Annotated in this window: 30 protein-coding genes; 15 read left to right on the plus strand and 15 right to left on the minus strand. The window is 71.2% G+C overall.

Annotated elements, in window-relative coordinates:
* The first annotated feature begins 25 nt into the window (after positions 1 to 25).
* On the plus strand, positions 26 to 1,450 hold the full coding sequence (locus tag ABZ194_RS18915) for a DUF2637 domain-containing protein (protein ID WP_355597874.1): 1,425 nt from the start codon (positions 26 to 28) through the stop codon (positions 1,448 to 1,450).
* A 322-nt stretch (positions 1,451 to 1,772) separates the two neighbouring features.
* Here the strand turns inward: ABZ194_RS18915 and ABZ194_RS18920 are convergent, their stop codons facing one another.
* From ABZ194_RS18920 to ABZ194_RS18935, 4 genes are all read right to left on the minus strand, one after another.
* The gene (locus tag ABZ194_RS18920) at positions 1,773 to 2,039 is read right to left on the minus strand and encodes a GlsB/YeaQ/YmgE family stress response membrane protein (RefSeq protein ID WP_355597876.1); all 267 of its coding nucleotides are present in this window, start codon (positions 2,037 to 2,039) and stop codon (positions 1,773 to 1,775) included.
* Positions 2,040 to 2,132: 93 nt separating this feature from the next.
* A complete protein-coding gene (locus tag ABZ194_RS18925; RefSeq protein ID WP_355597878.1) occupies positions 2,133 to 2,399 on the minus strand; it encodes a GlsB/YeaQ/YmgE family stress response membrane protein in 267 nt (88 codons plus the stop codon).
* A 154-nt stretch (positions 2,400 to 2,553) separates the two neighbouring features.
* Entirely contained in the window at positions 2,554 to 3,033 is a 480-nt protein-coding gene (ispF, locus tag ABZ194_RS18930) for a 2-C-methyl-D-erythritol 2,4-cyclodiphosphate synthase (protein ID WP_355597880.1), read from the minus strand.
* A 17-nt stretch (positions 3,034 to 3,050) separates the two neighbouring features.
* Positions 3,051 to 3,533, minus strand: a complete 483-nt coding sequence (locus ABZ194_RS18935) for a CarD family transcriptional regulator (RefSeq protein WP_030924410.1) — start codon at positions 3,531 to 3,533, stop codon at positions 3,051 to 3,053.
* Between the two features lie 261 nt (positions 3,534 to 3,794).
* Between ABZ194_RS18935 and ABZ194_RS18940 the strand changes: the two genes are divergently transcribed.
* Positions 3,795 to 4,400: a copper chaperone PCu(A)C gene (locus tag ABZ194_RS18940; RefSeq protein ID WP_355597882.1), complete on the plus strand. Its 606-nt coding sequence runs from the start codon at positions 3,795 to 3,797 to the stop codon at positions 4,398 to 4,400.
* A gap of 163 nt (positions 4,401 to 4,563) precedes the next feature.
* Here ABZ194_RS18940 and ABZ194_RS18945 read toward each other — a convergent pair whose 3' ends face one another.
* Positions 4,564 to 5,253 carry a response regulator transcription factor gene (locus ABZ194_RS18945; protein WP_355597884.1) on the minus strand — a complete coding sequence of 230 codons (690 nt, stop codon included), beginning with the start codon at positions 5,251 to 5,253 and terminating at the stop codon, positions 4,564 to 4,566.
* Positions 5,250 to 6,374: an ATP-binding protein gene (locus ABZ194_RS18950; protein ID WP_355597994.1), complete on the minus strand. Its 1,125-nt coding sequence runs from the start codon at positions 6,372 to 6,374 to the stop codon at positions 5,250 to 5,252. The genes ABZ194_RS18945 and ABZ194_RS18950 overlap by 4 nt, the downstream gene beginning before the upstream one ends.
* A 207-nt stretch (positions 6,375 to 6,581) precedes the next feature.
* On the opposite strand from ABZ194_RS18950, the gene phoU reads away from it, so the two are divergent.
* Positions 6,582 to 7,241 carry a phosphate signaling complex protein PhoU gene (gene phoU, locus ABZ194_RS18955; RefSeq protein WP_355597886.1) on the plus strand — a complete coding sequence of 220 codons (660 nt, stop codon included), beginning with the start codon at positions 6,582 to 6,584 and terminating at the stop codon, positions 7,239 to 7,241.
* A 58-nt stretch (positions 7,242 to 7,299) separates the two neighbouring features.
* Here phoU and ABZ194_RS18960 read toward each other — a convergent pair whose 3' ends face one another.
* The 3 genes from ABZ194_RS18960 to mshA all read right to left on the minus strand — a co-directional run bounded on the left by ABZ194_RS18960 (position 7,300) and on the right by mshA (position 9,900).
* Positions 7,300 to 8,043, minus strand: coding sequence for a phosphoglyceromutase (locus ABZ194_RS18960; protein ID WP_355597888.1), 744 nt, complete (start codon positions 8,041 to 8,043; stop codon positions 7,300 to 7,302).
* Between the two features lie 25 nt (positions 8,044 to 8,068).
* On the minus strand, positions 8,069 to 8,548 hold the full coding sequence (locus tag ABZ194_RS18965) for a YbjN domain-containing protein (protein WP_355597890.1): 480 nt from the start codon (positions 8,546 to 8,548) through the stop codon (positions 8,069 to 8,071).
* Positions 8,549 to 8,616: 68 nt separating this feature from the next.
* A complete protein-coding gene (gene mshA, locus ABZ194_RS18970) occupies positions 8,617 to 9,900 on the minus strand; it encodes a D-inositol-3-phosphate glycosyltransferase (RefSeq protein WP_355597892.1) in 1,284 nt (427 codons plus the stop codon).
* A gap of 201 nt (positions 9,901 to 10,101) precedes the next feature.
* On the opposite strand from mshA, the gene ABZ194_RS18975 reads away from it, so the two are divergent.
* From ABZ194_RS18975 to ABZ194_RS19020, 10 genes are all read left to right on the plus strand, one after another.
* A complete protein-coding gene (locus tag ABZ194_RS18975) occupies positions 10,102 to 10,848 on the plus strand; it encodes an SDR family oxidoreductase (protein ID WP_355597894.1) in 747 nt (248 codons plus the stop codon).
* Complete coding sequence (locus ABZ194_RS18980) at positions 10,845 to 11,651, plus strand: class I SAM-dependent methyltransferase (protein WP_355597896.1); 807 nt, start codon at positions 10,845 to 10,847, stop codon at positions 11,649 to 11,651. Before ABZ194_RS18975 ends, ABZ194_RS18980 begins: the two co-directional genes overlap by 4 nt.
* Positions 11,652 to 11,895: 244 nt before the next feature.
* Positions 11,896 to 12,252, plus strand: a complete 357-nt coding sequence (locus ABZ194_RS18985; RefSeq protein WP_355597898.1) for a BlaI/MecI/CopY family transcriptional regulator — start codon at positions 11,896 to 11,898, stop codon at positions 12,250 to 12,252.
* Positions 12,249 to 13,175 carry a M56 family metallopeptidase gene (locus tag ABZ194_RS18990; protein ID WP_355597900.1) on the plus strand — a complete coding sequence of 309 codons (927 nt, stop codon included), beginning with the start codon at positions 12,249 to 12,251 and terminating at the stop codon, positions 13,173 to 13,175. The genes ABZ194_RS18985 and ABZ194_RS18990 overlap by 4 nt, the downstream gene beginning before the upstream one ends.
* A gap of 99 nt (positions 13,176 to 13,274) precedes the next feature.
* Entirely contained in the window at positions 13,275 to 13,802 is a 528-nt protein-coding gene (locus ABZ194_RS18995; RefSeq protein WP_355597902.1) for a helix-turn-helix transcriptional regulator, read from the plus strand.
* Between the two features lie 3 nt (positions 13,803 to 13,805).
* Positions 13,806 to 14,234, plus strand: a complete 429-nt coding sequence (locus ABZ194_RS19000) for a hypothetical protein (RefSeq protein WP_355597904.1) — start codon at positions 13,806 to 13,808, stop codon at positions 14,232 to 14,234.
* Between the two features lie 220 nt (positions 14,235 to 14,454).
* Complete coding sequence (locus ABZ194_RS19005) at positions 14,455 to 14,787, plus strand: DUF2516 family protein (RefSeq protein ID WP_355597906.1); 333 nt, start codon at positions 14,455 to 14,457, stop codon at positions 14,785 to 14,787.
* Positions 14,788 to 14,927: 140 nt separating this feature from the next.
* Positions 14,928 to 15,479, plus strand: coding sequence for a GNAT family protein (locus ABZ194_RS19010; protein WP_355597908.1), 552 nt, complete (start codon positions 14,928 to 14,930; stop codon positions 15,477 to 15,479).
* 646 nt (positions 15,480 to 16,125) lie between these two features.
* On the plus strand, positions 16,126 to 17,340 hold the full coding sequence (locus tag ABZ194_RS19015) for a helix-turn-helix domain-containing protein (RefSeq protein WP_355597910.1): 1,215 nt from the start codon (positions 16,126 to 16,128) through the stop codon (positions 17,338 to 17,340).
* Between the two features lie 171 nt (positions 17,341 to 17,511).
* Positions 17,512 to 17,835 carry a hypothetical protein gene (locus ABZ194_RS19020; RefSeq protein ID WP_355597912.1) on the plus strand — a complete coding sequence of 108 codons (324 nt, stop codon included), beginning with the start codon at positions 17,512 to 17,514 and terminating at the stop codon, positions 17,833 to 17,835.
* 30 nt (positions 17,836 to 17,865) lie between these two features.
* Here the strand turns inward: ABZ194_RS19020 and ABZ194_RS19025 are convergent, their stop codons facing one another.
* A complete protein-coding gene (locus ABZ194_RS19025; protein ID WP_355597914.1) occupies positions 17,866 to 18,414 on the minus strand; it encodes an SGNH/GDSL hydrolase family protein in 549 nt (182 codons plus the stop codon).
* A gap of 460 nt (positions 18,415 to 18,874) precedes the next feature.
* On the minus strand, positions 18,875 to 19,819 hold the full coding sequence (locus ABZ194_RS19030) for an asparaginase (protein ID WP_355597916.1): 945 nt from the start codon (positions 19,817 to 19,819) through the stop codon (positions 18,875 to 18,877).
* Between the two features lie 54 nt (positions 19,820 to 19,873).
* Between ABZ194_RS19030 and dtd the strand changes: the two genes are divergently transcribed.
* Entirely contained in the window at positions 19,874 to 20,299 is a 426-nt protein-coding gene (dtd, locus tag ABZ194_RS19035; protein ID WP_355597918.1) for a D-aminoacyl-tRNA deacylase, read from the plus strand.
* Between the two features lie 150 nt (positions 20,300 to 20,449).
* Here dtd and ABZ194_RS19040 read toward each other — a convergent pair whose 3' ends face one another.
* The 4 genes from ABZ194_RS19040 to ABZ194_RS19055 form a co-directional block, all read right to left on the minus strand.
* Complete coding sequence (locus ABZ194_RS19040) at positions 20,450 to 21,436, minus strand: glycine cleavage T C-terminal barrel domain-containing protein (protein ID WP_355597920.1); 987 nt, start codon at positions 21,434 to 21,436, stop codon at positions 20,450 to 20,452.
* 20 nt (positions 21,437 to 21,456) lie between these two features.
* Positions 21,457 to 21,870, minus strand: a complete 414-nt coding sequence (locus tag ABZ194_RS19045) for a Fur family transcriptional regulator (protein WP_355597922.1) — start codon at positions 21,868 to 21,870, stop codon at positions 21,457 to 21,459.
* Positions 21,871 to 22,485: 615 nt separating this feature from the next.
* Positions 22,486 to 22,791 (minus strand): DUF2470 domain-containing protein, encoded by a 306-nt coding sequence (locus ABZ194_RS19050; protein ID WP_355597924.1) that lies wholly within the window; start codon positions 22,789 to 22,791, stop codon positions 22,486 to 22,488.
* Between the two features lie 38 nt (positions 22,792 to 22,829).
* The gene (locus tag ABZ194_RS19055; protein ID WP_355597926.1) at positions 22,830 to 23,339 is read right to left on the minus strand and encodes an FABP family protein; all 510 of its coding nucleotides are present in this window, start codon (positions 23,337 to 23,339) and stop codon (positions 22,830 to 22,832) included.
* A gap of 147 nt (positions 23,340 to 23,486) precedes the next feature.
* Here ABZ194_RS19055 and ABZ194_RS19060 point away from each other — a divergent pair, with 147 nt between their 5' ends.
* A complete protein-coding gene (locus tag ABZ194_RS19060; RefSeq protein ID WP_355597928.1) occupies positions 23,487 to 23,849 on the plus strand; it encodes a DsrE family protein in 363 nt (120 codons plus the stop codon).
* Positions 23,850 to 23,981: the final 132 nt, after the last annotated feature.

Raw genomic sequence — 23,981 nt, forward strand, 5'->3', positions numbered from 1 at the left:
ACCCGTTCTGTAGGCTCGAAGCGCCATGGACGTGAAATCCCCCGCGGCGGCAGACATGGTCTCCCGCCCGTCCTCACCACCGCCCGCCCAGCCGAGCAGGGCGATCGTCGCCCTGCGCCGTGCCGGGATCGCCCTCGTCGGAGTCGGCGTGGCCGCGCTCACCGCCGCCGCGTGCGTGCTCTCCTTCGAGGACCTGCGTGGTCTCGCCATCACCGGCGAGGCTCCGCCCGGACTCGCCTACCTCTACCCCGCGGTCTTCGACGCGCTGCTCGCCATCGCGCTGATCACCGTGTTACTCCTCCGAGGCGGACGCTGGACGGTGCGCCTGCAGGCGGGCGTGGTCCTGGTCCTGCTGTTCACCGCCGCGGTCGCCGCCGAGGTGGCCACCGCCGTCCGGGTCACGGTGGACGTACGGCGGGCGGCCGTCGTGGTCGCCGTCGCCCCCTGGACGGCGCTGTTCCTGGCCCTCTGGCTCTGGCTGCTGCTGATCAACCACGCCGCCGCCCGGCGGGCCGTCGCCTACACGGCCATGGCGGGCGACGAGCGTGACATCGTGCCGTTCCCCGAGGCCGGCCCGCCGGCCGCCGAGTCCCCGGCCGGGCAGGAACACTCCGGCTCCCCCGTCCCTCCGGCCCGGCGGGAACAGCGCGCTCATCCGGGGCATCCCGCCCATCCGGACCACCCCCCTGTCCATCACCTGCCGGCCGAGAGGGCTCCGGCCCCATGGGCCGCCCCGCCGCTGGAGTCGGCTCCACGTCACGACCTTCCGGCCGCCCTCCCGGTGGTCGGTCCCACTCCGGCGCCGGAGACGCCCGAGATCGTGGAGAACGGCGCCGCCGAGGTCCTCACGGAGACCGGTACCGCGACCGGCACGGAGACCGGCATGGAGACCGGCATGGAGACCGGCATGGAGACCGGTACCGCGACCGGCACCGGGAACGCCCCCGGAAGCGCGGAGCCCCCGGAGGCCCCCGTGGATCCCGCGCCGGGCAGACCGGTGCGCTGGGGGGACCTGATCCGGCCGCGCCAGGGCGACCTGCTGGTCCATCCGCCCCGCGGCGCCGTACGGGGGGCGGCCCGTCCCGGGAGCCGGGCCGGTGAGCGGGTGGAGACCGCGGACGCCGGCGCGGACTCCCCGCCGGCCCCGCGCGACGAGCGAACGGAGAGTCCGGAGGCCACCTCTCGGGGGGACCGTGAGGCCCTCTCGGCCGAGGAGAGCCGGCAGCCCGAGGTGGGCGACCGCGACGCCGACACCCAGCCGATCCTGACGGTGACCGGGAAATCCTCACCGGCGCGCCGCAGGCCGTCCGGCGCCGCCCGGGATCCGGGGCCGGGCGCCCCGCCGACCGGGGAGGACGCGGCGGAAGAGGTGGTCGTGCGGCCCGAGGAGGAGTCGGCGGCCCCACCCTCCGGGCGTGTGCGCAGCACCCCCACCCCCCCGGAGGGGTGAGGAGCCGCCGCGCGCCCGGCCGGCGGCCGGGAAGCCGGACCGGCCCGCGGCCATTCGCCCACGATCAGGTGGGCGGCGCCCCGCCGCGGGCCGGCGGTTCACTCACCTCCGGCCCGCCCCGGGCGGCCGGAAGCCGGTTTCGGGTGTTCCCCGAACCGGCCCCGAACCGGCCCCGAACGGCTGAGACCCGCTCGGTTCACCGGACGGAACCGAGCGGGTCTTCCGGCGGGCGGCGACCACATGCGTGTCACCGCGTCCACCTGTGGGGCCGGAGGGCGTCTTGGGCCTTTCACGGGGCCACCAGGCGCGCGCACCCCGCTGTCTAGACCCTGGAGCGCTTCAGACCGGCGACCAGGCCGACACCGATGACGGCCAGCACGACCTGCATCACGAGTTCGATCCAGTCGATGCCGTTGGTGGTGGCGACACCGAGAACCTGGGCGATGGCGGTGCCGATGAGGGCGGCCACGATGCCCACGACGATGGTCAGGATCCATCCGATCGCCTGCCTGCCGGGAAGCAGGAGACGGCCGACGGCACCCACGACGGCGCCGATGACGATGGCCCCGAGGATGGACTCGATAGTCATACTCATCAACCTCCCAGTGAGGTGTCCTTCACGCTCACGGGAGATGGGTACCCTCCACGTCAGGGTTATTCCTGAGAGCGGCAAAATTCCAGCTCAGTGAGTCTTTCTCGCGCGCATCTGGACCACGAGCAGCACTCCCAGGACGGCGAGCGCGAGCTGGATGATGTGCTCCCACCAGTTGATTCCCCGTGTGTGGACGAGCCCCAGGGCGGCCGCGATGGCCGTGCCGATGAGCGCGGCCACGATGCCGACGACGAGCGTCAGCCCGATCGAGAAGTTCTGCCGTCCGGGAACGATGAGGCGCGCCAGCGCGCCGATGATGGCGCCGATGATGATCGCGGCGATAATCGAGCCAATCATGTCGGCTCCCCCCGATGACGAGACATGGTCAATAGGGGGCTACCCACGACATTCATAAGTCATTCCGAAAACGGGCGGTCCGTCCCGCGCGGGCGGACGGGCCACCGCCCCGGCCGGCGTCCGCACCGCCGATCGGAGCGCTTCTCCGCCCGGGTCAGGAGACGTCCGGCGGCGAACCGAGGTTCGCCACGATCGCGGTCGCGATGGCCGCCACGCCCTCGCCACGCCCGGTGAGGCCCAGACCGTCGGTCGTGGTGGCGCTGACGCTCACCGGCGCCCCCACGGCGGCGCTGAGCGCCTTCTCGGCCTCGGCACGGCGGGGTGCCATCTTGGGGCGGTTCCCGATCACCTGGACGGCCACGTTGCCGATCTCGAAACCGGCGGCGCGCACCTTTCTGGCGGTCTCCTCAAGCAGCGCGGTGCCCGAGGCACCCGCCCAACGGGGGTCGGCGGTCCCGAAGAGACCGCCGAGGTCGCCCAGACCCGCCGCGGAGAGCAGCGCGTCGCAGGCGGCGTGGGCCGCGGCGTCACCGTCGGAGTGCCCGGCCAGGCCCGTCTCGCCCGGCCAGTGCAACCCCGCGAGACGAAGCTCGCGACCGGATGCGAACGGGTGGACGTCGACTCCGACGCCCACCCGTGGAAATGTCGTGTTCAGGAGTTGAGAACCTCGTCGAGCAACGCCTCGGCCTTGTCCTCGTTGGTCTTCTCGGCGAGCGCCAACTCGCTGACCAGGATCTGCCGCGCCTTCGCGAGCATGCGCTTCTCTCCTGCGGAGAGCCCGCGCTCCCTGTCTCGTCGCCACAGGTCGCGAACGACCTCGGCCACCTTGTTGACGTCACCGGACGCCAACTTCTCCAGGTTGGCCTTGTAGCGGCGGGACCAGTTCGTGGGCTCTTCGGTGTGAGGCATGCGAAGCACGTCGAAGACGCGCTCAAGACCCTCTTGACCGACGACATCGCGAACACCTACGAGTTCGGCGTTGTCAGCCGGCACCTGGACGGTAAGGTCGCCCTTGTCGACCTTGAGAACCAGGTAGGTCCTTTCCTCACCTTTGATGGTTCGGGTCGTGATGGCCTCGATCCGAGCAGCCCCGTGGTGGGGGTAGACGACAGTGTCGCCGACCTGGAAAGTCATGTGACAAGTACCCCTTCCGCTGTACTCAAGAGTACCACGTATCCACAGCCTCTCGGAACAGTGAAATCCCCATAACTGCAGGTCAAAGCCGCATTTTAAGGCTTGACAAGTGCGCGACTCTATGAATCAGGGGTGTGAAAAGCCTTCATGACCTGCGTTCCGCGCCTCCTGACGACCGGTTGGGCCGCCGGAAAACCCGGCGAAGTCCATGGATAAGGTGGGCTCTGCCCAACCTCTTGTGTGACAAGGAGACCTCGCACCGTGACCCGCAACAGCCGTCACTGGGCGATCGCCGCCGCCGCGTTCATCGCCGCAGCCCCGGTCCTGACCGGCTGTGGTGCCGGATTCGACGCGATTACCAGCCATCCTTACTCCCCGACCGAGGCGTCGACCGCCAAGGTGAGGGGCATCGACATCTCCCAGGCCTTCTTCCTGGGCCCCGACTCCGGCTCGTCGCTGCCGGCCGGAGGAGCGACGCCGCTGTACCTGTCGCTGGTGAACACCAACCAGGGCGCCGACACACTCATCGGGGTCGGTGTCGACCCGGCCGTCGGCTCGGCGAAGGTCGCCGCCCCGGTCGACCTCCCCGCCCACAAGCGGGTCGGCGTCGGCAGGCCCTCCCCCACGATCGTGATCGAGGGCCTGAAGAAGCCCCTCCGCGGCGGTGAGAGCATCCAGCTGCGGCTGCAGTTCGCCAAGGCGGGCGTCGTCCCCCTGGCGGTCCCGGTCCTCACCCGCAGCCGCGAGTTCGGCGGGCTCCCGCAGGCCCCGGGAGGCACCGTGGGGACGCCCCCGCAGACCGGCGCGTCGCCCACCCCGGCACCCGCCCCCTCCACCACGGAGCAGCACGCCGGGGACGGCCACTAAGCCGCGGGCCGGGCCGTCGGCGCCGCCCGCGGAAGGCCGGTAAGAGACAACAGACAGGGGGGTACGGCTCGCGCGAGCCGTACCCCCCTTTCATGCGCGTCTCCCGCCGGGCCGGCGACGGCGGGCAGAGGGCACCCGGAGGCGCCCGGGAAAGCCCGCGGTCTCACTCCTCCGCGGGGTCGAACTTGTAGCCCAGGCCGCGGACGGTGAGGATGTGGCGGGGGGTGGACGGGTCGGCCTCGACCTTGGCGCGCAACCGTTTGACGTGCACGTCCAGGGTCTTGGTGTCGCCCACGTAGTCGGCGCCCCAGACACGGTCGATGAGCTGGCCCCGGGTGAGCACCCGGCCGGCGTTGCGGAGCAGGACCTCCAGCAGCTCGAACTCCTTCAGCGGAAACTGCACCTGGGCGCCGCGCACCGCGACGATGTGCCGGTCGACGTCCATCCGGACCGGGCCGGCGGCCAGCACGGCCGTCTCCGCCCCCTCCGCGTCCCCCTGCCGGCGCAGCACCGCGCGGATGCGGGCCACCAGTTCCCTGGAGGAGAACGGCTTGGTCACGTAGTCGTCGGCGCCCAGCTCCAGTCCGACGACCTTGTCGATCTCGCTGTCCTTGGCGGTGAGCATGATCACGGGAACCTTGGAACGCTGGCGCAGCGAACGGCAGACCTCGCTGCCCGGCAGGCCGGGCAGCATCAGGTCGAGCAGTACCAGATCGGCGCCGTTGTGGTCGAAGGCGTCGAGTGCCTCGGGCCCGGTGGCCGCCACGGCGACCTCGAAACCCTCCTTGCGCAGCATGTACGACAGGGCGTCGGAGAACGACTCCTCGTCTTCGACAACGAGTACGCGAGTCACCGCTCGGCCTCCTGGGGGATCGTGGTGGTACGTGGTACGGCTACCGCCGTGCCGCCGAGGGCGGGCAGGCACAGGGTGAAGGTGGAGCCCGAGCCTTCCTTGCTCCACACCGTGACCGCGCCGTTGTGGGCGGCGGCGACGTGCTTGACGATGGCCAGGCCGAGGCCCGTGCCACCGGTGGCGCGCGAGCGGGCGGCGTCGGCGCGGAAGAACCGCTCGAAGATGCGTTCCTGGGCGTTCTCCGGGATGCCGATCCCCTGGTCGCTCACGCTGATCTCGACCGATTCGTTGTGGAGGCCCGTCGTGCGCGCGCTGACCACGACGCGGGTGTGCTCGGGGCTGTAGGAGATCGCGTTGTCGATGAGGTTGCGCAGCGCGGTGACGAGGAGCTCGTCGTCGCCCCATATCCGCAGCCCCTCGACTCCTCCGGTCACCAGCGTTATGTCCTTGGCCGCCGCCGGGGTGTTGCAGCGGTCGATGGCCTCGTGCACGGCCTCGTCGACCGGGACCGGGCCGGGAGTGGGGACGGGGTCGGCCCCCTGGATCCGGGAGAGGGTGATGAGGTCCTGGACGAGATAGGTGAGCCGGGCGGCCTCGTGCTGCATGCGCCCGGCGAAGCGGGTGACCGCCTCGGGGTCGTCGGCGGCGTCCTGGATGGTCTCCGCCAGCAGCGACAGCGCCCCCACCGGCGTCTTGAGCTCGTGGCTCACGTTGGCGACGAAGTCGCGGCGGACCGCCTCGACCCGCCGGTGCTCGGTCTGGTCCTCGGCGAGGACGAGCACCTGGCCGTGGGCCCCCAGGGGGGCCACCCGGACCGCGAAACTGGTCGACTCCTGACCGAACTTGTGCCCGGCCACCTCGATCTCGCTCTCCCTGATCTCGCCGTCCCTGCGCACCTGCCTGGCCAGCGCGAGCAGCTCGGCCGCCATCAGATGGTCACCTCTCACCAGACCGAACGCCCGCGCGGCCAGACTGGCCCGCAGCACCCGGTCCTCCTTGTCGAGCACGACCGCCGAGGACGGCAGCACGGCCAGCACCGAGGCGACCCCCTGGGGGAGCGGGGCGGGCTCGACGTCGTCCGCCACCACCCGTCGCCGTCCGGCGTGCCGGCGGACGACCATCACGGTCAGCGCCCCCGCGACGAACCCGGCCAGCGCGGCCAGGATCGCCATCAGCTCACTCACGTGATCCTCCTGTAGGCTTCACACCCCGATGGTAGGCGAGGGTTTTCCCGTTGGGGCAGCTCAGGGGGCGCCGACACGGCCTTTCCCACAAAGTTCACTTTACGGTCGAGGTTCGTTCACCACCGCACACGTACCGTGAACCCCATGCGCGACGCCTACCATGAAGACCTCGATGCCCTCACCGGCCGGTTGGTCGAGATGACCCGACTGGTGAGATCGGCGATATCCCGGGCCACCACCGCACTTCTGGACTCCGATCTCCAGCTCGCCGAGAGCGTCATCTCGCAGGACGAGGAGGTCAACCGGGTCTTCGCGGAGATCGAACTGTCGATCTTCGACCTGATGGCCAGGCAGCAGCCGGTGGCCGTCGACCTCCGGATGATCATCGCGGCCCTGCGGATGGGCACCGACCTCGAACGGATGGGTGACCTGGCCGAGCACGTGGCGAAGGTCGCCCGGCTCCGTCACCCGGAGTCGGCGGTCCCGCCGGAGCTCCGCTCCACCATCGTGGAGATGGGCCAGATCGCCGAGCGGCTGATCGCCAAGACCGGCAGCTGCATCGCCTCGCGCGACGTGGAGACGGCGCTGGAGCTGGACTCCGACGACGACGCGATGGACAGACTGCACCGCAGGCTGTTCAAGGTCCTGATGGCCGACGACTGGAAGTACGGCGTCGAGCCGGCCATCGACGTGACCTTGATCGGCCGCTACTACGAGCGTTACGCCGACCACGCGGTCCGCGTCGCCCACGACGTGGTGTATCTGGTGACCGGCTCCCGGACACCGGACGCCGACGTCCTGTGAGATCCGCGACGTGTGAGGGGGCCCGCCGGATCGGCGGGCCCCCTCACACGTCTGCGGGCTACCTGCCCTGGTTGGCCACGGCCTCGATGGCCGCGTCGGCCGCCTCGGGGTCGAGGTAGCGGCCCCCCCTGACGATCGGGTGGAAGTCGTCGTCCAGCTCGTACAGGAGCGGGATGCCGGTGGGGACGTTGAGCCCGGCGATCGCGTCGTCGCCGATCCCGTCCAGGTGCTTGACCAGCGCCCTGAGCGAGTTGCCGTGCGCCACGACCAGCACGGTCCTGCCCGCCGACAGATCCGGCACGACCGCGTCGTACCAGTAGGGCAGCATGCGCTCGACGACGTCCTTGAGGCACTCGGTCCTCGGCAGCAGCTCGCCGGGCAGCAGCGCGTAGCGCGCCTCGCCGGCCTGCGAGAACTCGTCGTCGTCGGCGATCGGAGGCGGCGGGGTGTCGTAGGAGCGGCGCCAGAGCATGAACTGCTCGTCACCGAACTCGGCGCGGGTCTGCGCCTTGTCCTTGCCCTGCAACGCGCCGTAGTGGCGCTCGTTGAGCCGCCAGGACCGGGTCACCGGGAGCCAGAGCAGGTCGGCGGCGCCCAGCGCGAGGTTGGCCGTCTGGATGGCCCGGGTCAGCAGCGAGGTGTGCACCACGTCGGGCCGCACTCCGGCGTCCAGCAGCAGCCGCCCGCCGCGACGCGCCTCCTCCTCGCCCCGGGCGGAGAGCCCGGCGTCCACCCACCCGGTGAACAAACCCTTAGCGTTCCACTCACTCTCACCATGCCGCAGCAGCACCAAAGTCGCCATACGGACCAGCTTAGTGGGCGGCCGTTCAGCGCCCGGGGTCGGCGAAGCGGGCGAACGCCCGCAGGTTGGCGAGCGACTCGCCGCGCTTGGCACGCCACTCCCACTCCCGCCGGATCGAGGAGGCGAAGCCGATCTCCAGGGCGCGGTCGAAGCTCTCGTCGGAGTAGGTCAGCACGCAGCCGAGCAGCCGGTCGATCTCCCTTTCGGAGATCGCCTCCAGCGGCACCCGGCCCACCAGGTACACGTCGCCGACCGGGTCGAGGGCGAAGTGCACGCCGTAGGTGGAGCCGTTCTTGGTGAGCAGCCAGCGGTAGAACTCGGTGTGGTTCTCGTCGGGCTGCCGGCAGAAGAACGCCTCCACGTGCAGGGCCTGGTCCCCGACGATCAGCCACGTCATGGTCGCGAGCTTGTGCCGGCCGGGCAGCCGCACCAGGAAGGCGCCGGGCCTGGGCTCCTCGAACGACGCCCCGGCACCCTTCAGCGCCGCCTCGATCACTTCACGCATACGCCCACCCTACGAGCCGGATCTCCCACGCGCTCACCCGCCGGGCGCCGCCCGCCCCGCGAGCCGCCCTACGAGCTGACCGCGATCGGGACGCGGTGCAGATGCGCCATCGCCTCGGCGTAGACGTCGGCGAGCCTGGCCGCGGTGGCCGACCAGCCGAAGGCCGCGGCCTGCGTCACCGCCCCGGCCGACAGCGCGTCACGCCAGGCCGGCCGGCGCACGAACCCGCCGAGCGCCCGCGCCCAGTCGTGCGGGTCGTGCCCCTCGACGAGCACGCCGGAGACACCGTCGCGTACGGCGGTGCGCAACCCCCCCACGGAGGCCGCGGCGACCGGGGTGCCGCACGCCTGGGACTCCAGGGCGACCAGGCCGAACGACTCGCTGTGCGAGGGGACCACGGTCACGTCGGCCGCGCGGTACCAGTCGGCGAGTTCCCGCTGGGGCGCGGGGGGAACGATTCTGACCACGTCCGAGATGCCCAGCGAGGCGGCCACCTCGGTCAGGTAGGAGGGCCGGGCCAGGCCGTTGCCGCTGGGGCCGCCGACGCAGGCGACGACGAGCCTGGAGCGGAGCGACGGGTCGTCGACGAGCATCCGGGCCGCGGCGCGCAGCAGTACGTCGGGGGCCTTGAGCGGCTGCACGCGTCCCACGAACAGCAGCACGCGGGCGTCCTGGGGCAGGTTGAGCCGCCGGCGGGACTCCCCCATGGACCCGGGTCTGAAGACGGCGAGGTTGACCCCGGGGTTGACGACCTCGACGCGGCCGGGGGCCGCGCCGTACAGGTCGACGAGCTCCCTGGCCTCGGTCGGGGTGTTGGCCACCAGGCGGTCGGCGATCTCGACGACCTGCTGCTCGCCCATCACCCGGATGGGCGGCTCCGGCCGATCGTCGGTGGCGAGCAGGAGGTTCTTCACCTTGGCCATGGTGTGCATGGTGTGCACCAGCGGCACCCCCCAGCGCTCCTTGGCCAGCCAGCCCACCTGCCCGGAGAGCCAGTAGTGGGAGTGGATCACGTCGTAGCGGCCCGGCTCGTACATGGCCTCGGTGCGCAACACCCCAGACAGGAACCCGCACAGCTGCCCCGGCAGGTCGCGCTTGTCGAGCTCCTCGTACGGCCCCGCGGTGACGTGCCGGACGGACACGCCGGGGACGATCTCGGCGACCGGCGGCAGATCACGGGCCGTCTGCCTGGTGAAGATCTCGACTTCCACCCCGAGCCCGGCCAGACGCTTGGCCGCCTCCACGATGTAGACGTTCATACCGCCCGCGTCCCCGGTCCCCGGTTGATCCAGGGGGGACGTGTGCATGCTGATCGTCGCGACCCGGTTGACCCGCCGTCGCCTCACCGGCACCACCTCCGAGAGGGCTATAACCACTCAAGAGGGCGCAACATTCCCCCTCCATTCCCACTCCATCTCCTCTCGATTCCCCCCGGGATTCCCGCCGTGCCCCCCGCCCGGCCCCCGCCCGGACCCTGGCCGGGACCCCGGCCCGCGGGCGCCGGGAGACCGGCGCCGAGAGGCCCCGGCGAGATGCTGGCAGGATGGAGGACCATGACGAGGACAGCAGTGGTGACCGGCGCCAGCAGCGGGATCGGCGAGGCGACGGCCCGCCGCCTGGCCGCCGAGGGGTTCGACGTGGTGGCCGCCGCCCGGCGCCGGGACCGGCTGGACAGGCTCGCCGCCGAGGTTCCCGGGATCCGCGCGGCGACCCTGGACGTGACCTCCCAGGAGTCGGTGGACGCGCTGGCCGCCTCGCTGGACCGCTGTGACGTGCTCGTCAACAACGCCGGCGGCGCGATCGGGGTGGAGCCGGTGGCGAAGGGGGACGTGGCCGACTGGCAGCGGATGTACGACGTCAACGTGCTCGGCGCGCTCCGGGTGACCCAGGCCCTGCTGCCCGGTCTCGTCGCGTCGGGCGACGGCGTGCTGGTCATGCTGACCTCGGTCGCCGGGCTGGTCTCCTACGAGGGCGGCGGCGGCTACAACGCGGCCAAGCACGCCCAGACCTCGATGGCCGAGGTGCTCAGGCTGGAGCTGTGCGGCGAGCCGGTCCGGGTCGTCGAGGTGGCCCCCGGCCTGGTCCACACCGAGGAGTTCTCACTGAACCGCCTCCGCGGCGACTCGGCCGCCGCGGACCGCGTCTACGAGGGCGTCCCCGGCCCGCTCTCGGCCGACGACGTGGCCGACGCCGTCGCCTGGTGCGTCACCCGGCCCGCCCACGTCAACATCGACCGCCTGGTGATACGTCCCCGCGCCCAGGCCGCCCAGTACAAGCTCCACCGCGTCCAGCCGAGGTGAGGCCGATCGGGGAGATCACCAGGGGGACGACGGGGCACAACCGGCTCCGGCGGGCCGACCGGTGGATCGCCGCCGTCCACGGCGGCCTGCTGCGATCGGCGGACCGTCCGCTGGTGGTCGACCTCGGCTACGGGGCCTCGCACACCACGACCTCGGAGCTGTTCACGCGGCTGCGGAGGGTCTGCCCGTCGGTCGAGGTCGTCGGCGTCGAGATCGACCCGGCCAGGGTGGCCGGGGCCAAGCCGTACGAGCGGGCCGGCCTGTCCTTCGCGCTCGGCGGCTTCGAGCTCCCGGTGAGCCGGCCGCCCCTGCTGATCCGGGCGTTCAACGTGCTCAGGCAGTACGGCGAGGCCGAGGCGTGGGACCACTGGGCGACGCTCGGCACGAAGGTCGCCCCGGGCGGGGTGATCGTCGAGGGCACCTGCTCGGAGGTGGGCCACCGCGCGGTGTGGGCCGGGCTCGACGCCACGGGCCCCAGGACGCTGACCTTCTCCGCCCGGTTCGGCGGCTTCGATCGCCCCTCGGACCTCGCCGAGCGCCTGCCCAAGACACTGATCCACCGCAACGTCCCCGGCGAGCCCGTCCACGCCTTCCTGCGTGACTTCGACCACGCCTGGGCGGTCAACGCCCCCCTCGGCGCGTACGGCTTCCGCCAGCGCTGGATCGCCACCGCGCGGACGCTCGCCGGGACGTGGCCGGTGGCGCCGGCCCCGCCGCTCGGCGGCCGGTCACGCTGGCGGCTCGGCGAGCTGACGCTTCCCTGGGCGGCGCTGGCCCCCGATGCGGCCGGACGGCCCCGCTGACGCCTCCCTGTGCGGCACCGGCCTCCGATGGCCCCGCTGACCCTCCCGGGACGCTCCCGGGACATCCCCGCGGGCGGCCTTTCCGCGGCGCCCCGGAGCGTCCGCGCCGTCCTCGGCGACGACCGGAACGAGATATACATGGTTTTGGCGACCGTAAAGACGCGTGAGGCCCGGTCAACGTGACGGAAATCACTCGACAACCCGTAGTACTACCCCTCGTGGTGCAGGAGTTAGGCTTATTCGTGTGAAGGGACTGGGCGAGCTTGAACGCACTATCATGGACATCATCTGGGCACAGCCGTCCTCGGTGACGGCGCGCGAGGTCGGGCGGCTGATCGCCGACCGGGATCTCGCGCCCACCACCGTGATGACGGTGCTCGACCGGTTGACCAGGAAAGGCTTCCTGGTCCGCACCCGGGACGGGCGCGCGTGGCGCTACGAGCCGGCCGAGAGCCGCGACGCGTATGTCGCGGAGCTTATGCTTGAGGCGCTCGGCATGACCGGAGACCGGCCGGCGGCCCTTACCCGGTTCGCCCAGGCCGTCTCGGGCAGCGAGGCCGAGATCCTGCTCAGAGCCCTGACGGAGCTGGAGGACGAGTGATCACCGCAGCAGTCCTGGCGACCCTCGCCCTGGTCTGCGCGGTCGGAGCCTGGCGGCTCACCCGGGCTCGGTGGTCCTATCGCGCCCCGCACGTGGCCATCGTCCTGTGGCAGGCGCTCGGCGTCACCTGGGGCCTGGCCGGAACCGGCGCCCTGCTGTCCTACGCCCTGGAGCCCTACGGTCAGGGCGTGCTGCAGGGGCTGCGCGCCTTCGCCGCCTCTGCCCTCAACGGCGGCCACGGGCTGCCCGAGCCGTACACCCTGCCGAGAATCCTGGCGCTCGTCGTCGGGCTGACCGCGCTCACCGTGCTGATCGTGGTGCTTCTCACCGCGGGCGTGCAGACGTTCCGCGCCCGGCAGCACCACCGCACCCTGCTCGCCCTCGTCGCCCGGGAGGACCCCGAGTTCCCCGGGGTGCGGGTGGTCGACCACCCGGGCCCCGCCGCCTACTGCGTTCCCGGCCTCCGCTCCCAGGTGGTGGTCAGCGCGGGGACCCTGAAGCTGCTCTCCCCCGCCGAGCTGACCGCGGTGCTCGCCCACGAGTCCGCGCACGTCCGCGAGCGCCACGACCTGGTGCTGCTGCCGTTCGCCGCGCTGCGCCGGGCACTGCCCTGGTCACGGGTGGTCGGCAAGGTGCAGAACGAGGTCGGCCTGCTGGTCGAGATGGCCGCCGACGACGTCGCCCGCCGCTACTGCTCGCCCCGCCGCCTGGCCACGGCCCTGCTCCGCTTCGGTACGGCGGGTGCCGCCTCCACCCCGCAGGGCGCCCTGGGCGTCTCCGACTCGTGCGCCGCGGTGATGGCCCGGGTCGAGCGCCTGGTCACCCCGGCGCCGGTGCTTCCCCGCCGGATCCGCTACTCCATCGTCGCCTTCTCCGTCACCCTGACGGCCTCCGCCCCGCTGCTCTGGCTGATACCGCGCTGACCCCCGCCCCGCCGGCCCCATCGCCACCCCGCGGCAAAGTGCTTGCAACCGTTAGCCAAAGCGTTTGCAATTGCAAGCAGCGTCCGGCAGACTGGCGTCATGGCACTACCCAAGGTCGGCTCGATCGGCGAATACATCCGTGAGCAGCGCACGCACGCGAAGATCTCGCTGCGCCAGCTCGCCGCGGCGGCGGGGGTCTCCAACCCCTACCTCAGCCAGATCGAAAGAGGGTTGCGCAAGCCCAGCGCGGAGATCCTGAACCAGATCGCCAAGGGTCTGCACATCTCCTCGCGGGCGCTCTACGTCCAGGCCGGGCTCATCGAGGAGCGCGAGCCGGACAGCGACGTGCTGACCGCGATCAGGGCCGACCGTCTCATCACCGAGCGCCAGCGCCAGGTGCTGATCGACATCTACGAGTCGTTCCGCAAGGAGAACCGGGTCGAAGCCCCGGCCGGCGACGCGCAGACCTCCCAGAAAGCGCATCCCGCACCGGGGCCCCGTGGGGGCGACGCGGACTCCTCGCCGAACGGCGAGGCTCCACCAACCAAGGGGTATCTCACCGCGTTGAAGCCCTACGCGGCACCCTTGGGCAGCGAAAACGTCACACCGGAATCCAGGAAAGGTTAACCCATGACTCTCGCTACCGAAGTCAGGAAACTGGCCGAGTCCAAGCCGTTCTACGCCGTCGCCGGCGCCGGCGACTTCGCGGTCGAGAAGCTCCGTGAGCTCCCCGAGCAGATCCAGCGGCTGCAGAGCCGCCGCGGGGAGATCCGTGAGGCCGCCAAGGACCTCCCGGAGAAGGCCAAGGAGTTCGCCGGCAAGGCCGAGGGGTACGCCAAGGACCTCCCCCAGAAGGCGCGCGGCTACGCCGACCAGTTCACCGTCAGGGCCACCAGGCTCTACGAGGAGTTCGCCAGCCGCGGTCGCAAGGTCGTCTCCAAGACGAGCGGCGACGCGGCCCTGGAGCTGAAGGAGGTCTCCATGGCCGCCCGGCCCGCGACCACCCAGTCCACCAGGAAGAACGCCCGCACCCCGAAGACCACCTCCACGAAGTCCTGACCGGGGTCTCGGAGGTTCCGGGGTGGGAGAGCCCTCCGGGGCGGAAACGCCGGAGCGGCCCCTACAGTGCCGGAGCGACCTGCCCGGAAGGCCCGTCCCACCGGGGCGGGCCTTCCGCCGTCCCGGCCGGATCACGCATCTGTGGGGCCGGGCACGACGCGGAGGGGGTTTTCGGCACTAGGCTGGGACCAACCGGCGAAACAAGCGCGTTGGAGCAACGATGATCTTCGAGGGCCTGAACCTCATCTTCTGGATTCTCAGCATCATCGCTTTCGGCATGTCGGCCTGGGCCCTGTTCCACTCGGTCCGCACGCCCGCGCGAGCCTTCGCGATCACCGGCAAGCAGAGCAAGAAGCTCTGGCTGATCATCCTGTCACTGGCGACGCTGTTCTCGTTCGCCTCCGCCGTCGGCTACTTCGGGAGCGGCCTCGGCCAGCTCAACCTCTTCGCCATCGCCGCGGTCATCGCCGCCGGAGTCTACCTGGCCGACGTGAAGCCGGCCGTGAGCGAGATCGGCAAGGGCGGCAACCAGGGCCCCTACGGCCCCTGGTAACCGGCGGCCCGCGACCGGCGGCGCCCCTCGCCCGCCCCTCGCCGCTCCCCGGCGTTCCCGCCCTGCCCCAGGGGCGGCCGGAGGACGCCCGGAGAACACAGTTGCCCGAATCACATTCGGACAGGTAGACACTCGGGGTGATGTTCGCGAGGAAACCCACCCTGGCAGGGGAGCGCGTGACGCTCCGGCCCGTCGGTCCCGAGCACGTGGACGGTCTCTGGGAGCTGGTCAACAACCCGGAGACCGTCCGGCTGACCGGATCCCACGCCCCGTTCGACCGGTTCGGCATCGGCTGGTGGTACGGCTCTCGCGGCGACCACGACGACCGGCTGGACCTGGCGATCTGCACCGCCGAGGACGACGCCTACGTCGGCGAGGTGGTGCTCAACGAACTCGACGCCGACAACCTCTCCTGCAACCTGCGCATCGCCCTGGTCGGCCCCCGGGCGTTCGGCAGGGGCTACGGCACCGAGGCGATCCGGCTGGTGCTCGACCACGCCTTCAGCACCACGGAACTGCACCGGATCAGCCTGGAGGTCTTCGACTTCAACGACCGGGCGGCCCATGTCTACCGCAAGGTCGGCTTCGTCGAGGAGGGGGTGCGCCGCGACGCGCTGCGCTGGAACGGTGGCTGGCACAACGCGATCATGATGTCGATCCTCGCCCCCGCCTGGGCGGCGCGGAAAACCTGAGACCTGTTCAGCAATTTTCCGGAAACGTCTCCTGGCGCCTCTGAGGCGATGCTACGTTCACCGAAGCGCTCTTACCCGCACAAAATCGGCACAGGGGGGCATGCCGGGTCCACCCGCGCCTCCCCAGACCACCACGGAAACAGGAGTTCCCCATCACGTCCCGGACACCCGCCGGGTTCGCTCAGGGAGCGGCACGCCGTACCACTCGCGGCGGCGGGCGCCGGCGGCGGCCGGCGCGGAACAGAGCCCTTAACCGACGAGTCCCGCCGGGGACGGAAGTCGCCGGACAAGCTCGTGGCGGTCGCGCCGGCCTGACCGGGCGCCGGGTCAGGAAGGGCCGGGCGGAACGCCACGGACGGCGGCGGCCACCGGAACCCACCGGTGGCCGCCGCTCGACGGACCGCCCGCGTCCGGCTCCCACCGCACCGCGTGCTCGGCCCCGCGTCACGCGCGGCACCGCGTCACCCGTTAGGCGCCGCCCGCTCCTCTCGCCATCTCGCGGCACTACCGGCCCACCGCCTTAAGGCCACCCGCGAAATCACCCGCGAACGGGAAAACCAATGGGGCGCCCGAAACGAATATTCGCCTCTCCAAAGCGACGGGCCGTTATCGTGGAATCGCCGCGCGAACGCGAGGGGGAGCAGAGATGTCCGGGCGCGATTGGAACCTCGATCCAGGCGGTGGCGAGAGCGAGACGACAGGTCGCCGAATCGCTCGGGCGCGGAAACGGCGAGGACTCACCCAAACCGGCCTGGCGGCCAAGGCAAATGTCTCCCGCAGTCTGATCGCACAGGTCGAGTCGGGCCATAAACCGGCCACCCCGTCGTTTGTCGCGGCGGTGGCCAGGGCCTGCGCGGTCGACGCCGCCGAGATCAACGGTCAGCCCTACAGGGGCTCGGACAAGCGCACCGACGCCGTGCACGCGACGATGCCGGCGGTCAGGCGCGCGCTGTCGTACGCCGGCATCTCCCCGGAACTGGAGGTCCCCCCGAGGTCGCTCAACGAGTTGACCCTGGAGCTGGGCAGGCTCCAGAGGCTCCAGGGAGCCGCCGCGCACATCAGCCTCGGAGGCCGCCTGCCGGCGATCATGGAGGAGCTGACGGTTCACGCGGTGGAGTCGGGGGCGTCAAGGGCCTGGCGCCTGCTGAACCGCGCGTACGCCATCGCGATCTCCCTCACCCGCCGCCTGGGCTACCACGACCTGGCCCACGTCGCCGTCGAACGGGCCGCGGTCGCCGCGCTCCGCGCCGACGACCCGCACCTGCGACACCTGGTCTCGCTGTCCCGCGCGCTCCTGCTGCTCACTCTCGGGTCGGAGGACATCGCGCTGGCCATGGTGAGACGGGCGGCGAGCGATGTGGATCGTTCCGAACCGGTGGGACTGGAGGTCTACGGGTCGCTCCACCTGCGCGCGGCCGTCTCAGCCGCCCGGCTGGGGCGGCAGTCGGAGGCCTGGGAGCACCACGGCCTCGCCGACGAGGCGGTCTCCCGGATCAGCCCTCGCGATCGGCTCGATCCGTACGGGCTACAGGTCAACCCGTTCAACGTGGTGATCCATGGCTGCGCGGTGGCGACGGAACTGGGCGACTACGACAGGGCCGTCCGTCTGGACGCGGACTTCAGACCGCCCCCCGGGCTCTACGCCGAGCGCAGGGCCCACCACGAGATCGACATGGCCAGAGCCCACCTGTCACTCAACGATCACGACAGGGCGCTGAGGCGCATACTCAATGCCGAGCGAATTGCCCCACAAATGGTGCGACTGCACCCCACGGCGCGAGAGACCGTCCGGCAGCTCGGTTTTTACCACCGCAGCATTCCGGAGGAGCTCCGCAGACTGGAGAATCGCATGGTGTTCTAATCTATATTCGAACGATTTGTTCACGGGAACCGTGAACTTTGACGGCCGTGATGATTCATAAAGTCGCCATGGCGGAGAAAAGCACGGCCTTCGCCGCCCGAATCCAATGATTCCGACCTTGGAGGCCAAGATGGCGCACGACGGGGTGACGAGCACAGCAGGACACAGGGCGTGATCGCGATGTCGCCGCACGGCTCCAGAGCGGTGCGGGCGGCCGAACGGCTGCGCGAGGCCCTGATCCGGCACGGAATCACCGTCGACGTTCACGACGGCTACGGCCTGGCGCTCATATCGGTCTGGACCGGCCTGGTGGTCTGGTCCAACGGCGACCGGTTCTGGTGGTGCGCGGGGTGGGACACCCGGCGGCGCCGATCGGTCTACGCCTCACACAGGGCGAGCGAGCCCGAACGAGCCGCGCAGCGGGTCGCCCTCCACTACACCCGCCTGCGTGAACAGCACCCCGAACCCCGGCAACTCACCGGCGATCCCCTGTGAACGAGGCCGCCCCCGGCCCCGTACCCCTCCTCAGCCGTCCATTCCCGCTCCGTGTTCGCGGAGCGCGGTGACCAGCCAGTGCGCGAGCCGTACGTGGCCCCGGGGGGTGGGGTGGACGCCGTCCGGCAGGATCGCCCCATTTCCCCAGTTCTGGCCGAGCGGGTCCAGGAAGGACACCCTCTCCTCTCCCGCGGCGACCGCGACGGCGTCCCTGACGCCGTAGGCCCAGCGGGGTGCCGGACCCATCCAGATGGGCCCGACCACCACGATCCGGGTCTGCGGCCAGTGAACGCGGATCAGCCCCAGCAGACGTCTCACGGCCGCGTGGACCCTGCCGGGGGTGGCGCGGTCGTTGTGCCCGCCGGAGATGATCAGCAGGTCGGGGGCCGGGCGCCAGGAGAGCTCCTCGGCGAACGAACGCTGGAAGGTCCGCCGCACCCTCCCCGGGTTGACGAAGCCCGTCCCGGGCGCGCCCGCGGTGACGAGCTGCCAGCCCAGCGCCCGCGCGACCTGCGCCGGATAACTCTCCCAGCGCTCGACCGGGCCCGACCCGACGGTGAAGCTGTCTCCGACGATCATGACCAGCGGAGCCCTGAACGGCCCCGGCGCGGGGATCGGGACGGCGGGGTGGGCGGGGACGGATATGGGTGCCGAGACCGGGCTCGGATAGATCCCTGCTTCATCGCCACATCCCGAAATAAGACAGAAAATCACCACAAGAACGGCGGCGAAGGCTGCTCGGGGTCGTCCACACACAGTCCCGCGCATGCCACCTCGGGGATGTTCCAGGCTGCCGATATGAGCACCGACCTCCACGGGCGCGGACGGCGGCTCGAACTCGCCGGCCAGAACCCACGCTCCCCGGCACGGCGGTCCTCGCGTCAACACCCGAGAGGGTCGTCTAAAGCAGTTCGGCATTCTATCCGGGCCGGACGGGCAACCGGCAGATCACGGAGTTCTTCCTGGACGGGGAGGAACCCGGCCCCGTACGGCGCGGGCTCGGCGCGGACGTGACACGGACCCGGCGCGGTACCGGGAATCAGCGCAGGCGGATCTCCCCGACGGGACGGCCGCCACCGAGCAGCACACCGGTCGCCAGGTCGTCGAGTTCCCCGGCCTCGAAGCCGAGGGCGCGCAGAGCCGCGACGGTGACCGGGGCCTGGGCCCGGTTGCCGCCGTCCTCGATCTTGACGACTCCGGCGCGGCCGTCGGCGAAGACGAACGCGTTGAACGCCTCCGCGCCGGACTTGACCATCAGACCGGGGAAGGCCCGCATCAGCCGGACCTCGGGCCGGGTCGTGCCGCAGGTCCATTCGGGATGGGTCAGGAACGCGTCGGCGATACGGCGCTCGGGGGTGCCGGGCTCGGCCCGGACGAGGGCGCGGAAGGCCCGGATCACGCCCATCATCGACACGAAGAGCAGCGGAGCGCCGCAGCCGTCCACTCCGGTGGCGGCGACACGCTCGCCGGTCAGCTCGCCGGCCGTGTCACGGATGACCCTCTGCAGCGGATGCGCCGGCTCCAGGTAGGTCTCCAGCGGCCAGTCGTTGATCACGCAGGTGGCGAGCATCGCCGAGTGCTTGCCCGAGCAGTTCATGGAGATCCGTGACGGTCCGCCACCCGATCGCAGCACCTTCTCACGGGAGGCGACGTCCCCGGGAAGGTCCTCGGGGCAGCGCAACGCGCTCTCATCGAGCCCGGCGCCGATGAGGATCTTCTGAACTCCCGCCACGTGGAACGGCTCCCCCATGTGGCTGGCACACGACAGGGCGAGCAGCTCCCCCTCCAGGGCCAGCCCGGCGCGCACCATGCCGAGCGCCTGGAACGGCTTCATCGACGAACGCGGGGAGACCAGGGCGTCCACCGCGCCGTGCACCCTCACCGGGGCCCCACCCGCGTCCACCACCAGCATCCGCGCCCGGTGAACGGACTCCACGAACCCCGAACGGACAACCTCGACGACCAACGACTCAGCAGACAACATGTCTCCTTTCGCCAGGATTCTATGGAGGGCGAGGAAGACGAGATGATGGCAGGTATGCGTGCGGTCGTGCAGCGGGTGAGTTCCGCTTCGGTGAAGGTGGACGGGGTGACGGTCGGGGCGATCGACGAGCCCGGGCTTCTGGTGCTGGTCGGGGTGACCCATACCGACACCCCGGCGGAGTCGGCCAGGCTCGCCGCCAAGCTCTGGGGGCTGCGGATCCTGTCCGGTGAGAAGTCCTGCTCCGACATCGGGGCGCCACTGCTCGTGGTCAGTCAGTTCACCCTGTACGGCGACGCGCGCAAGGGCCGCCGCCCCACCTGGCAGGCCGCGGCGCCGGGACCGGTGGCCGAGCCGCTGGTCGAGGCGGTCTGCGCCGAGCTGCGCGGGCTGGGCGCCCAGGTGGAGACCGGGGTGTTCGGCGCCGACATGCGGGTCGGGCTGACCAACGACGGCCCGATCACCCTGATTCTGGAGGTCTGAGACTCTGGAGGGCCGGTACACGGCCGTCCGGGCGAAGAGCTGACCCGCGCGCGGGCCCTGCCTCCCAGCGCCGCCGGGTCCGCGCCGCCGGGTCCGCGCGGTCGGGTCCGCGCGGTCGGGTCCGCGCGGTCGGGTCCGCGCGGTCGGGTCTCAGCGGATGCGGCGGCGGAGCGACGGGTCGATCTGGACGTTACGCCCGGCGTCCGGCGGCACCACGACCTCCTGGGAGGCCGCCACCCCGCCGGCCTGGAGCACGGCCTCCACCGGGACGGTCCGCTTGACCACGGCCAGCGCGATCGGACCGAGCTCGTGGTGCCGGGCGGAGCTGCCGACGAAGCCGACCTCCGTGCCGTCGTGGACGACGGGGGCGCCGTGCCGCGGAAGGGTGTCGGCGCCGCCGTCGAGGTGCAGGAAGACCAGGCGGCGCGGGGGATGGCCGAGATTGTGGACGCGGGCCACGGTCTCCTGCCCCCGGTAGCATCCCTTGCTCAGGTGGAGGGCGGAGCCGATCCAGCCCACCTCGTGCGGGATCGTCTTGTGGTCGGTCTCGAAGCCCAGACGGGGGCGGTGCCCCTCGATCCGCAGCGCCTCGTGGGCCCAGAGCCCGGCGAGCCGGAGACCGCCGAGCCGCTCGGCCAGCAGGTCGCGCGGGAGCAGCACGTCGTCGCCGACGGGGACGGCCCCGGCGGGCAGGCCGAGCCGCGAGACGTCCGTCACGGTGACCACCGCGTACTCGGACGTCACGTCGGCGACCTCGACCCGGAGCATGAACCGCATCTTGTCGAGGAACGCGACGAGCTCGGCCGACGTGCCCGGCTCCACGTGCGCCCAGACGGCCTCGCCGTCGTCGACGAGCGTGAGATGGTGCTCCACCCTGCCCTGGGCGTCCAGCAGCAGCGTCTGGGTGGCCTGGCCGGGTTTCAGGTCGTCGAGCTTCTGCGAGCTCAGGCTGTTGAGCCAGCTCAGCCGGTCGGGCCCGGAGACCCGGACGACCTCGCGGTTGCCGCGGTCGACCATCGCCTCACCGGCGAGCAGGGCGCGCTGCTCGGCGAACGGGTCACCGTAGTGTCCGGCGACGTCGGCGTCGGGCGTCTCGGCCGCGACCGCGCCGGGAGTGTCCAGCAGAGGGCTTCGCATGGGCCAAGCCTACGAGGTCCTCAGCGACACTTGCGGCAGCGGCCGAAGACCGTGAGGTGGTGCACGTCCACGGCGAAGCCGAGCTCCTCGTCGAGCTTGTCGGCGAACTCCCTCACCAGCTCGGGACGGGCCTCGGCGATCTCCCCGCACTCGTGGCAGACCAGGTGCACGTGGTCGGCGTCGGCGGCCAGGTGGTAGGTGGGGGCGCCGTGCCCGAGATGCGTGTGGGTGACCATGCCGAGCTCCTCAAGCAGTTCGAGGGTTCGGTAGACGGTCGAGATGTTGACTCCGCGAGCGGTCTGCCGTACCAGGGCGCAGATCTCCTCGGGAGTGGCGTGCTCGGCGGCCTTGATCGCCTCAAGCACCAACTGGCGCTGCGGGGTGACCCGGTAACCACGCGCCCGCAGTTGCTCGTGCCACGACGTCTCGGTCATGACCAGAGTCTAAGAGCATTGCGGCGTCGCCGAGTTTGTCTCTTCACCGGGGCCGCGCCGCGGGAGGCGGGACGACTGGCGCGCTGCTCCCGCTGAGCCTGTTCGGAACCCATCGGGCCTGCTCAGGGACGGGGAAGTAAGGCGAAATATCCGGCTTCGAATATTCATTTGCCCTGGCCGGACGAGTTTCGTACTGTACGAACACGCCGAAAGGAGGTGGTCCGAACAATGGTTGATCATAGTTGGGCTAGCGAGGTGGCTGTCCGCTAGGACGCCCCGGCCCCGGACTCTGTCCGGACGTCCGGCGACGTTCGGCGAATCCACGACGGCCACCGGAACCCCGGGCTGCCAGAGGGCGGGCACGATCCCGCCATTGGTCCATCTGGCCCTCCCGCGCCGCGGGAGGAGCAGGCCCGGGGTTCCCCCTTTTTCATGACCCCGGCCGTTCCGGACCTCCCCGGCCCCGGCGCCTCACGCCCCTGCGCCTCCCCGGGGCCTCCGGGCTTCGCCGAAGCCTCCCAGGCCCTCACGGGAGCCTTCTGGAGCGCGGCCCGTGCGATCGGCCCCGGACCGGGACATCCGCCGGCCCGGGGCACGGCCTCCGCTCAGGACCGCTCAGTGCTCACCACGGGCCGGGACTCCGAGGGCGGCGCACGCCTCCTGGTAGAGGCGGACCACCTCCCCGCGGACCTGGGCCCGCTCGGTCAGCGTGGTGCTCCACGGCACCCGGACCGTGACGTCCCGGCCGTCGACCACCGCGACGAACTCGATCGCCTCGGCGTCCACGTCCGTCGTGGTCGCGCTGACGGCCCCGGGCCGGCCACCGAGGCCCCTGCAGATCAACAGCGCGTCGTCGCCGTGGTCGTCGTTCATGTGACGCTTGATGGCCTGAACCACGTCGGAGGTGAAGGGAGTACTCATGTCCGCGATCGTATCCAGTCCATTTCGGACACAGACCCCTAGACCACCTCGGGCACGAAGCCGGCCACCTTCTTGAGCTCGGCGGAGAGGTGGGACTGGAGCGGCCGGCCCATGGCGGCCATGTCGCAGGCCCACATCAGGTTGCCGTTGACCAGGCCGTAGAGACGGTGACCCGCGGTGTACTCCTTGGCCGTGGTGGTGCGGGCGACCACGTCGGTACGCAACTCGATCTTGTTGAAGACCACCTCGCCGTAGTAGATCTCCACGATGCCCGTCGGATGCGACAGGCACACCTCAAGCTGACGGTCGGGAAGGCTGCGCCAGAAACCGGCCTCGGTGCCCAGCGGGCGGACCTTGTCACCCGCCTCGTCAAGGAGCCAGGTGCGGCTGGTGTAGGTCAGGAACGGCTTGCCGTTGTGACCGAAGACGACCTCCTGGCCGAAGTTGAAACTGTCGATCGTCGGGTATCCACCCACTCCGGCGCCCTCCCACCGGCCCAGAAGAAAGGCGATCTGCTCAAGGGCGGGATGCAGCTCAGGAACGTCCATGGATCCGAGCCTAATGCGGCGACCACGGTTGTTCACCGGGTCACGCGTCGCTCACCGGCGCCGGCCGGGCCGCCCCCGCCGCTCGCCGTGCCGGAGCCGCCCCGGCACGGCTCGCGTCCGTGACACGGAGCCGCATAGGCTGCGGGCATGGCACGATCACTGGTTATCAAGGTGACCGTCGGCGCGGACGCGCCCGAACGGTGCAACCAGGCGTTCACGGTGGCGGCGTCCGCGCTGGCCGGCGGGATTCCTGTCTCGCTCTGGCTGACCGGGGAGGCGGCGTGGTTCGCCCTTCCCGGGCGGACGAAGGAGTTCAGCCTGCCGTACGCGGCCCAGCTCGGCGACCTGCTCGACGCGGTGCTCGCCGCGGGCAGGGTGACGCTGTGCACGCAGTGCGCGGCCCGGCGGGACATCACGGTGGACGACGTGATCGAGGGCGTGCGCATCGCGGGCGCCCCCACCTTCGTCGAGGAGATCTTCGGCGAGGGGGTCCAGGCGCTCGTCTACTGACGGGAGGGCCTCACCTCGCCCTCCGCGGGACTCCCCACTCCACGGACTGGGAAGTCCCGCGAACGCGGAGTCCCGCGGAGGTGACCGCGGGCGGCATCACGGCCGGCTCTCGGCGAGGCGGCACCGTACCGG

It is taken from the genome of Streptosporangium sp. NPDC006007 (genome assembly GCF_040614315.1).
Taxonomy (GTDB): Bacteria; Actinomycetota; Actinomycetes; order Streptosporangiales; family Streptosporangiaceae; genus Streptosporangium.

Coding starts and splice junctions, on each gene's coding strand:
- ABZ194_RS18995 (WP_355597902.1), top strand. CDS start 13,275: ATGGCACTACCCAAGGTCGGCTCGATCGGCGAATACATCCGTGAGCAG.
- ABZ194_RS18960 (WP_355597888.1), bottom strand. CDS start 8,043: ATGGCGACTTTGGTGCTGCTGCGGCATGGTGAGAGTGAGTGGAACGCT.
- ABZ194_RS18920 (WP_355597876.1), bottom strand. CDS start 2,039: ATGACTATCGAGTCCATCCTCGGGGCCATCGTCATCGGCGCCGTCGTG.
- ABZ194_RS19010 (WP_355597908.1), top strand. CDS start 14,928: ATGTTCGCGAGGAAACCCACCCTGGCAGGGGAGCGCGTGACGCTCCGG.
- ABZ194_RS18950 (WP_355597994.1), bottom strand. CDS start 6,374: ATGGTCGTCCGCCGGCACGCCGGACGGCGACGGGTGGTGGCGGACGAC.
- ABZ194_RS19015 (WP_355597910.1), top strand. CDS start 16,126: ATGTCCGGGCGCGATTGGAACCTCGATCCAGGCGGTGGCGAGAGCGAG.
- ABZ194_RS19030 (WP_355597916.1), bottom strand. CDS start 19,819: ATGTTGTCTGCTGAGTCGTTGGTCGTCGAGGTTGTCCGTTCGGGGTTC.
- ABZ194_RS18935 (WP_030924410.1), bottom strand. CDS start 3,533: ATGACTTTCCAGGTCGGCGACACTGTCGTCTACCCCCACCACGGGGCT.
- ABZ194_RS18965 (WP_355597890.1), bottom strand. CDS start 8,548: ATGCGTGAAGTGATCGAGGCGGCGCTGAAGGGTGCCGGGGCGTCGTTC.
- ABZ194_RS19040 (WP_355597920.1), bottom strand. CDS start 21,436: ATGCGAAGCCCTCTGCTGGACACTCCCGGCGCGGTCGCGGCCGAGACG.
- ABZ194_RS19060 (WP_355597928.1), top strand. CDS start 23,487: ATGGCACGATCACTGGTTATCAAGGTGACCGTCGGCGCGGACGCGCCC.
- ABZ194_RS19005 (WP_355597906.1), top strand. CDS start 14,455: ATGATCTTCGAGGGCCTGAACCTCATCTTCTGGATTCTCAGCATCATC.
- ABZ194_RS19055 (WP_355597926.1), bottom strand. CDS start 23,339: ATGGACGTTCCTGAGCTGCATCCCGCCCTTGAGCAGATCGCCTTTCTT.
- ABZ194_RS19025 (WP_355597914.1), bottom strand. CDS start 18,414: ATGATCGTCGGAGACAGCTTCACCGTCGGGTCGGGCCCGGTCGAGCGC.
- dtd (WP_355597918.1), top strand. CDS start 19,874: ATGCGTGCGGTCGTGCAGCGGGTGAGTTCCGCTTCGGTGAAGGTGGAC.
- ABZ194_RS18915 (WP_355597874.1), top strand. CDS start 26: ATGGACGTGAAATCCCCCGCGGCGGCAGACATGGTCTCCCGCCCGTCC.
- ABZ194_RS18975 (WP_355597894.1), top strand. CDS start 10,102: ATGACGAGGACAGCAGTGGTGACCGGCGCCAGCAGCGGGATCGGCGAG.
- ABZ194_RS18925 (WP_355597878.1), bottom strand. CDS start 2,399: ATGATTGGCTCGATTATCGCCGCGATCATCATCGGCGCCATCATCGGC.
- ABZ194_RS19000 (WP_355597904.1), top strand. CDS start 13,806: ATGACTCTCGCTACCGAAGTCAGGAAACTGGCCGAGTCCAAGCCGTTC.
- phoU (WP_355597886.1), top strand. CDS start 6,582: ATGCGCGACGCCTACCATGAAGACCTCGATGCCCTCACCGGCCGGTTG.
- ABZ194_RS19045 (WP_355597922.1), bottom strand. CDS start 21,870: ATGACCGAGACGTCGTGGCACGAGCAACTGCGGGCGCGTGGTTACCGG.
- ABZ194_RS19050 (WP_355597924.1), bottom strand. CDS start 22,791: ATGAGTACTCCCTTCACCTCCGACGTGGTTCAGGCCATCAAGCGTCAC.